The sequence below is a fragment of the Candidatus Angelobacter sp. genome (genome assembly GCA_035607015.1).
Taxonomy (GTDB): Bacteria; Verrucomicrobiota; Verrucomicrobiia; order Limisphaerales; family AV2; genus AV2.
In genome coordinates, this window is sequence record DATNDF010000009.1 from 1 (window position 1) to 6,634 (window position 6,634).

At 57.9% G+C, this 6,634-nt stretch carries 8 protein-coding genes; 6 read left to right on the forward strand and 2 right to left on the reverse strand.

The features are described from left to right. From VN887_00295 to VN887_00320, 6 genes are all read left to right on the forward strand, one after another. Nucleotides 1-987 (forward strand): ATP-binding protein (locus tag VN887_00295; protein HXT38437.1); only part of this gene is annotated, 987 nt, incomplete at its 5' end. Further along, nucleotides 988-2,412, forward strand: a complete 1,425-nt coding sequence (locus VN887_00300) for a sigma-54 dependent transcriptional regulator (GenBank protein ID HXT38438.1) — start codon at nt 988-990, stop codon at nt 2,410-2,412. It begins immediately after the preceding gene. Next, nucleotides 2,412-2,798 carry a hypothetical protein gene (locus VN887_00305; GenBank protein ID HXT38439.1) on the forward strand — a complete coding sequence of 129 codons (387 nt, stop codon included), beginning with the start codon at nt 2,412-2,414 and terminating at the stop codon, nt 2,796-2,798. Before VN887_00300 ends, VN887_00305 begins: the two co-directional genes overlap by 1 nt. Beyond that, complete coding sequence (gene hpnD / locus VN887_00310) at nt 2,795-3,670, forward strand: presqualene diphosphate synthase HpnD (protein ID HXT38440.1); 876 nt, start codon at nt 2,795-2,797, stop codon at nt 3,668-3,670. Before VN887_00305 ends, hpnD begins: the two co-directional genes overlap by 4 nt. After that, complete coding sequence (hpnK, locus tag VN887_00315) at nt 3,657-4,490, forward strand: hopanoid biosynthesis-associated protein HpnK (protein ID HXT38441.1); 834 nt, start codon at nt 3,657-3,659, stop codon at nt 4,488-4,490. The genes hpnD and hpnK overlap by 14 nt, the downstream gene beginning before the upstream one ends. Nucleotide 4,491: 1 nt before the next feature. After that, nucleotides 4,492-4,926, forward strand: a complete 435-nt coding sequence (locus tag VN887_00320) for an EamA family transporter (GenBank protein ID HXT38442.1) — start codon at nt 4,492-4,494, stop codon at nt 4,924-4,926. Here VN887_00320 and VN887_00325 read toward each other — a convergent pair. Both VN887_00325 and VN887_00330 read right to left on the reverse strand, forming a co-directional pair. Beyond that, the gene (locus tag VN887_00325; protein ID HXT38443.1) at nt 4,910-5,548 is read right to left on the reverse strand and encodes a hypothetical protein; all 639 of its coding nucleotides are present in this window, start codon (nt 5,546-5,548) and stop codon (nt 4,910-4,912) included. The two genes, VN887_00320 and VN887_00325, sit on opposite strands and share 17 nt — an antisense overlap. A gap of 710 nt (nt 5,549-6,258) precedes the next feature. Continuing rightward, nucleotides 6,259-6,634: squalene--hopene cyclase (locus VN887_00330; protein HXT38444.1), on the reverse strand; the 376-nt coding region annotated here is incomplete at its 5' end.

Consider the following 6,634-nt stretch of genomic DNA (forward strand, 5'->3'; position numbering starts at 1 on the left):
GGGGGATTCGACAGCACGCTGTACTGGGTCTTTGTGGGGCTGATCGTGCGGACCGGCATCACCATTCCTGTTTCGTCCACGCAGATCGTGCTCAATTTGTTGTCCTGTGCCTGCTTTGTTGCCGCCGGCCTGACCGAGGTCGCCATTACGCAGATTGAGCCGGAATTGTTTGAAGAGAGCAATGAACCCTACGTCTTGCGGATCGTGGTATTATTGCTGATGGCGTTTTGTTGCTACGGATTACAGGTGCTGTTTGACAAGCAACGGAGAGTCAACGAAGAAGCGGTCGAATTCGCGCAGCGCCAGCAGCAGTTGCAATCGGCCGGCCGGCTGGCCGCCGAGATCGCGCATCAATTGAAGAATCCCCTGGGCATCATCAACAACGCGGCGTTCACTTTGCAGCGCACGGTCAAGGAAGGCAAAACAATCACTCAACAGATTCAAATCATCCGCGAAGAGGTCGAGCGTTCCGACCGGATCATCACGGAGTTGATGGGTTATGCCCGACTGGTTGAAGGTCGCGTGGAAAAGCTCGACGTCACGGAGGAGTTGGAACAGGCCATCCTTCGTGTCTTCCCCCCTGCGGTGAAATACGAGGTAAAAATTCACCGGGACTACTCGACCGCACTGCCCCCGCTGTTGATGCAGCGAATGCACCTTGCGGAGGCCTTCGTAAACCTGCTGCAGAACGCCCGCGAGGCGATGAACGGCCGCGGGAACATTTTTGTCTCCGCGAAAGTCGGGGAGAGTTTTTCATTGGTCATCGGCATCGCCGACGACGGCCCTGGCGTTTCGCGTGACAAGATCGGGCAGATTTTTGAGCCCTACTTTACCACCAAGGAAAAAGGAACCGGCCTCGGACTGGCGATCGTCAAACACAACACCGAACTTTACGGCGGGACGGTTCAGGTCGAATCCGAGCCTGGAAAAGGAACCCGCTTTACTTTACATTTCCCAGCCAAGACGGTCATGAAGTTGCGCAAGTAAATGAGTGTCAAACTACCACCCTTGTTGGTCGTCGATGACGAGAAGAACATGCGGCTGTCCCTGGAAGCCGTCATGGCGGACGAGGGTTACGAAGTCCGCGCGGTGGATTCCGCCGAACAGGCGCTGCGGTTGCTGGAGCAGGAGGACTTCTTCATGATCATCACGGACGCTCGCCTGAACGGAATGAGCGGTTACGAGTTCCTCGGCCAGTTGAAACTCAAATGGCCCAACCTTCCCGTGGTGATGATCACCGCGTTTGCGACACCAAAACTGGCCGTCGAAGCGATCAAGGCCGGGGCAATTGACTATCTGGCGAAGCCGTTTGCGCCCGAGGAACTGCTCCATGCCGTAGCCCGCTGCGCGGAGCGTCATCGGTTGATCCTGGAAAACCAGGAGTTGCGCGCCCGCGCCGGCGAGCCGTACCGCCTGGACCAGATCATCGGTGACTCCGCCAGGATACGCGAACTTCGCCAGTTGATCCAAACCGTGGCACCAACGAACGCCACCGTGTTGATCCTGGGCGAAAGCGGCACCGGCAAGGAGTTGATCGCGGGTGCGCTCCACACCCTGAGCCAGCGCAGTTCCGGCAACTACGTGCGCATCAACTGCGCGGCGATTCCCGAAACGCTCCTGGAAAGCGAATTGTTTGGCCATGAAAAGGGCGCTTTCACCGGTGCGTTGAGACAGAAGGCGGGACGCGTGGAAGAGGCCGGTGGCGGCACTATTTTTTTGGACGAAATCGGCGACATGAGCCGCCCGTTGCAGGCCAAGCTGCTCCGCTTTCTGGAGGACGGTACCTTCACACGCGTCGGTGGAAACCAGGAATTGCGCGTGGATGTCCGCCTTATTGCGGCGACGAATCGCGACATCATCGATGCAATCCGCCAGAACTACTTTCGGGAAGACCTCTATCACCGCTTGAACGTGGTGCAATTCCGCCCTCCAGCCCTGCGGGAACGGGCTGACGACATCCCCGTGCTGGCGGGGCATTTCCTGAAGCAATTCCGCGTCACGATGAACAAGCCGATCAAGGCGATCTCTCCGCCCGCGCAACAGTTGCTGGTGGCCCATCACTGGCCGGGTAACGTGCGCGAGCTGCGTAACGTCATCGAGCGCGCGGTGATTCTGGAAACGACCGAGGAAATCCAGCCCACGAATCTGCCGGATTTTCATCTCGAAACGCGTTTACGCAAGAGCGACCTCTCGGCGATGGCCGGTTGTTCGCTGGAGGAGGCGATGTTTAATTTTGAGCGGGAATTGATCCTGACGCGGCTGGAACAAAACCATTACAGTGTGGCCCGGACCGCGGATCAGTTAAAAATCACCCGCCACGCGCTGCGCTATCGCATGCAGCGCTTGAACGTCAATATTGACGCCGGCCCGGATGAAGATACGGTGGTGCCCACGCGAAAGGATTTTTCCTGATGCCGCGATCATTTTGCTTTCTGGCCCAGCTGGACGGATTGAATCCGTTGAATCCGACGGCCCCGGTGGGGAAGAACACCGGCCTGGTGTTCATGGACATCATGGTGATACTCGCCACGGGCCTGGCGCTGGGGTTGATCCTTCTGCTGTGGGCGCGGTATTACGTCCGCAGCAAGAAACGCCGTCAGCATCGTCATCACGAGCGCAGGAGCGATCCACTCCCGGTGGTCAATGCAGTTGAGGACGGAGAAGACGGGGGACATCGTCAGGGGCGCCGACGGAGACGACGCCATCGTCGCGATCATCGTCCCCGCAACCCGACGCTGGCTGAGACCGGCGGACTTCCGCCGTCCAAAGCCGGCCCGACTTCCAACCCGCCGCTGTGAGCGCGCACGTCAGCCAGTCGATCACGCGCAAAAGCGCCTCCAATCTCGCGCTGGCCTTCGTCCTGTTGCCCCGGTCAAAACGCGACGGCATGGCCGCGCTCTACGCCTTCTGCCGCGAAGTGGACGATGTGGCCGACGAAGATGCCACGCCGGTCGAGGAGCGTCGGTCGCGTCTGGCCGCGTGGCGCGACGATGTCCGCAAGAGCTGCGAACAGGGCTCGCCGGCGTTTCCAGTGAATCAGGAACTCCGGCCCGTCATCGCGCGACACGGCCTCCCGTTTTCGCTGTTCGACGAATTGATTCGCGGGGTCGAAATGGACCTCGACATCAAACGGTATGAGACATACGCCGAACTGGAACAATATTGCTATCGCGTAGCTTCCGCCGTCGGGTTGCTCAGCATCGAAATCTTCGGTTATCAAAACCCGCGCTGCCGCGATTACGCGGTTTATCTCGGGAAGGCCCTTCAATTCACCAACATCCTCCGCGACGTGCGCACTGATGCGGAACGCGGGCGGATTTATATCCCGACCGAAGAATTGGAGCGGTGGGGCGTTCGACCGGAAGAGATTCTGGACCTGACATACTCGTCGCGATTCCGGCAGGCCGCCGGGAGCCTTGCCACACGGGCGCGGGATTTCTACCGCAAGGCGCGCGAGGCGCTGCCGGCCGAGGATCGCCGTTCGATGGGGGCGGCCGAGTTGATGGGGTCGGTGTACTGGCGGCTGCTACAAAAGCTCGAAGCACAGGCGTTCAACGTATTTGACCCCACGCCCACGCGTGTGAGCAAGCCTCAGAAGCTGTTCCTCATCTTCCGCACCTGGTATCGGCTGACCACCGGCGCCCTCGTTCCAAACTATGGGACGCCGTGAAGCCGTTCGCCGGCTTATCGTCAACGCCGACGACTTCGGCCGGTCGCGCTCCATCAACCAAGCCGTCGTCCGCGCCCATCGTGATGGTATTCTGACGACCGCCAGCCTGATGGTGAATGGCGCCGCTGCCGACGAAGCGGTCGAGCTTGCCCGCCAGAATCCGCGGTTGGGCGTCGGCCTTCACCTGGCGCTCGTCTGCGGAACGTCGGCGCTGAAGTCCGGCGAAATTCCCGGTTTGGTTGATGCCGGCGGAAATTTCAGCATCGACCCCGTTCGTGCGGGAATCCGCTACTTCTTCCTTGGCAGGCTGCGCCCGCAGCTCGAACGGGAAATTGCCGCGCAATTTCAAAAATTTCGCCAAACCGGACTGAAGCTCGATCACGTCAACGGTCATCTCCATTTTCACCTGCACCCGGTCGTCTTCGGGATACTGATGCGCCGCGCGCGAGAGTGGGGCGTCACACATTTCCGCCTTACGCGCGACCCGTTTTGGTTCAACCTGCAGATCGCGTCGGGTCGCTTGTTTTACCGTGCCAGCCATGCGCTTATTTTCTCGATGCTCGCGCCGGGCGCGCGCCGCGCTCTTCAACGACAGGGTATCCGCCACACCGGCGCAGTATTTGGTTTGCTTCAAAACGCCCGCGTGGACGAGGATTATGCGACGCGCCTCATTCCGCAATTGCCGCCCGGCGATTCCGAGCTTTACTCCCATCCTTCGCTCAACGAATTTAAGAATGAATTCGACGCGTTGATCAGTCCGCGGGTGCGTTCGCTTGTGGAGGAACACGACGTGAAGCTGATCCGTTACCAGAATTTGTGATATGACCAAAGTTTTGACCGTACTTCTCATCGCGCTCGTGCTTGAGGCCATTGGCGTTGTTTTCCTGAGTCGCGGACTGAAGGAGGTTGGTGAGCCGGAAAAAGTGTCGGTGATCGAAGTATGGCGCGTGGTAAGGCGAGGTGTGGCCAACTCCAGCATCCTGCTCGGTGTGGCGTTGGAGACAGTCTTCTTCGGTGCGTTGCTGTATCTGTTGTCGCAGCGTGATGTCAGTCTCATCTGGCCCCTGACCTCGCTGGGCTTCGTGCTCACCGCGGTCGCCGCCAGGCTTATTTTGCACGAGGAAATCCACTGGACCCGCTGGCTCGGGGTCGGGCTGATCGTGATTGGAGCCGCATTTGTCAGCTACAGCGAGAAAATGAAGGCGAAACGGCCGCTGGCTCCGGCTACGACGGCGCCCGCTATGGGTTCGGAATGATTCCAGCCAGAACCTGCGCAAGTTTTCCCGCCGCGGCTTTGGTTTGCCTTTGGAGTTTGAGCAAAGCGCTGATTTTTCCCGGCGACGCCGCCAATGTCACCGCCAGTTTGCCATAGCTCAAGTTTTGCCCGGTGTCCATCAATCTGTTGAAATCAAGCGGCAGGTTCTCATTCGCCGCATCGGAAATCACCCGTACCGTGGCGCTGGGGATTTTGTGCTCGCGGCAGATGACACGGATAAAGCCCGACTCCATTTCCACCGCGTCCGCTCCGGTGGTTTGCCAAAGAGCGTGCTTTTCCTCGACAGTTGTTGCTACTCGTTTAGCACAATGAAATTTGGCGGGCCGTGCGCCGACTGCGAGTAGAGCAGGGGACAAACAAAAATCTTCATCGGCAGAAAAAATGACAGTGCCGGCAGCCAGTTCTGGATTCAACCCGCCGGCAAAACCGCAAGTCAGCACGAGTTTTGGCGATTGCTCCGACAACGCCCGGTGGATGGCCTTTTCGGCATTTCGTTGGCCGATGCCAGTAAGTAGAACTTTCAAATTCGATTGATCGGCGACCAACTTTTGGAATTGACGCGACTCTTCCTTGACAGCAAAGGCAACGAGAAGAGAGGACATTGAAGGTGCACTGTTCAGGGCGGTCGCTGTTTGCTCACGTCAAGAAGATTGCATTTGGGCATCATCGTCTGGAATCAACCCGGTGAATCGTTATTGATGCCTTGCGCGTGCCTTTTATCCATGGCGGTATCCACTGTGTAAGCTGCTGTGGTAACACTCGCCAAAGCTTGTCTGTGGCTCTTGGCTGCGTGTAATCGACTGATACCAGCAATGGCCGCTCCGGCCCGTGAAGCAGAACGGTGAACGTGGCGCTCTGCGATGGTTTAAGTGTGTAGTGGGCTGCGCCGAAACCGCATCTCATCGGAGTTTCATTTACCCATTTCTCCTCAATGGTCCGAACCGAACAATCGTAAAACGGCAAGGGGTTGCCGAAATAAAAAACTGGTTGTGTGCTGTTGTTCGTCATGCAGACGACCGCACAGACATACTGCGTGTTTGTGAATAAACCTGGAACGTCCTCCAGCTCGTTTGTCTGGTAGCCGCGAAGCTGTAGCGAAACCCTGGGCGTTACCGGTGACGAGGCTGCAAAAGCGAGTAAACAAATAACTCCCGCAAGGCAGAGTGTGATGATGACCTTGAGCTTTGGTGTGCACATGATGCTCAAACACTGTATTGAACCTCGTAGTTTTAGCCTCGATAGATTATTTTCCTTCACGTTCGTCAGCCTGAGTGGTTGGTTTAAGTTTCGGGCCGGGACAGCAGAAACGCTTTCACCGCCTCACCAACACTTCCTCTCCGACAGATTCCTTGGGCGTGCCATTCACGTGCGTGTTCCCTTTCGCCACGGCTTTCTGCAAAATATTTCGATACGTCGCCAGCGCGAGCAGCGGCCAGGCGTTGCGGTACATGTCGTATTTCAAATAGAACACTTTCGGAAAACCGGTGCCGGTCGTTTCATGTTCGGTCCAGGAACCATCCTCGTTCTGCGTGCGGACGAGGTATTCAACGCCGCGCTTGAGACTCGGAAGATTCGGGTCATCGAATGCGCACAAACCCATGACCGCCCACGCCGTCTGTGATGCCGTGGTCGGACCCTGGCCCTTGAAAACGGGGTCATCGTACGTGTTACAGCGTTCACCCCAACCA

Excerpts from the sequence above, each read along its gene's own strand:
- VN887_00300 (HXT38438.1), top strand. The coding sequence starts at position 988 with ATGAGTGTCAAACTACCACCCTTGTTGGTCGTCGATGACGAGAAGAAC.
- VN887_00305 (HXT38439.1), top strand. The coding sequence starts at position 2,412 with ATGCCGCGATCATTTTGCTTTCTGGCCCAGCTGGACGGATTGAATCCG.
- hpnK (HXT38441.1), top strand. The coding sequence starts at position 3,657 with ATGGGACGCCGTGAAGCCGTTCGCCGGCTTATCGTCAACGCCGACGAC.
- VN887_00320 (HXT38442.1), top strand. The coding sequence starts at position 4,492 with ATGACCAAAGTTTTGACCGTACTTCTCATCGCGCTCGTGCTTGAGGCC.
- VN887_00325 (HXT38443.1), bottom strand. The coding sequence starts at position 5,548 with ATGTCCTCTCTTCTCGTTGCCTTTGCTGTCAAGGAAGAGTCGCGTCAA.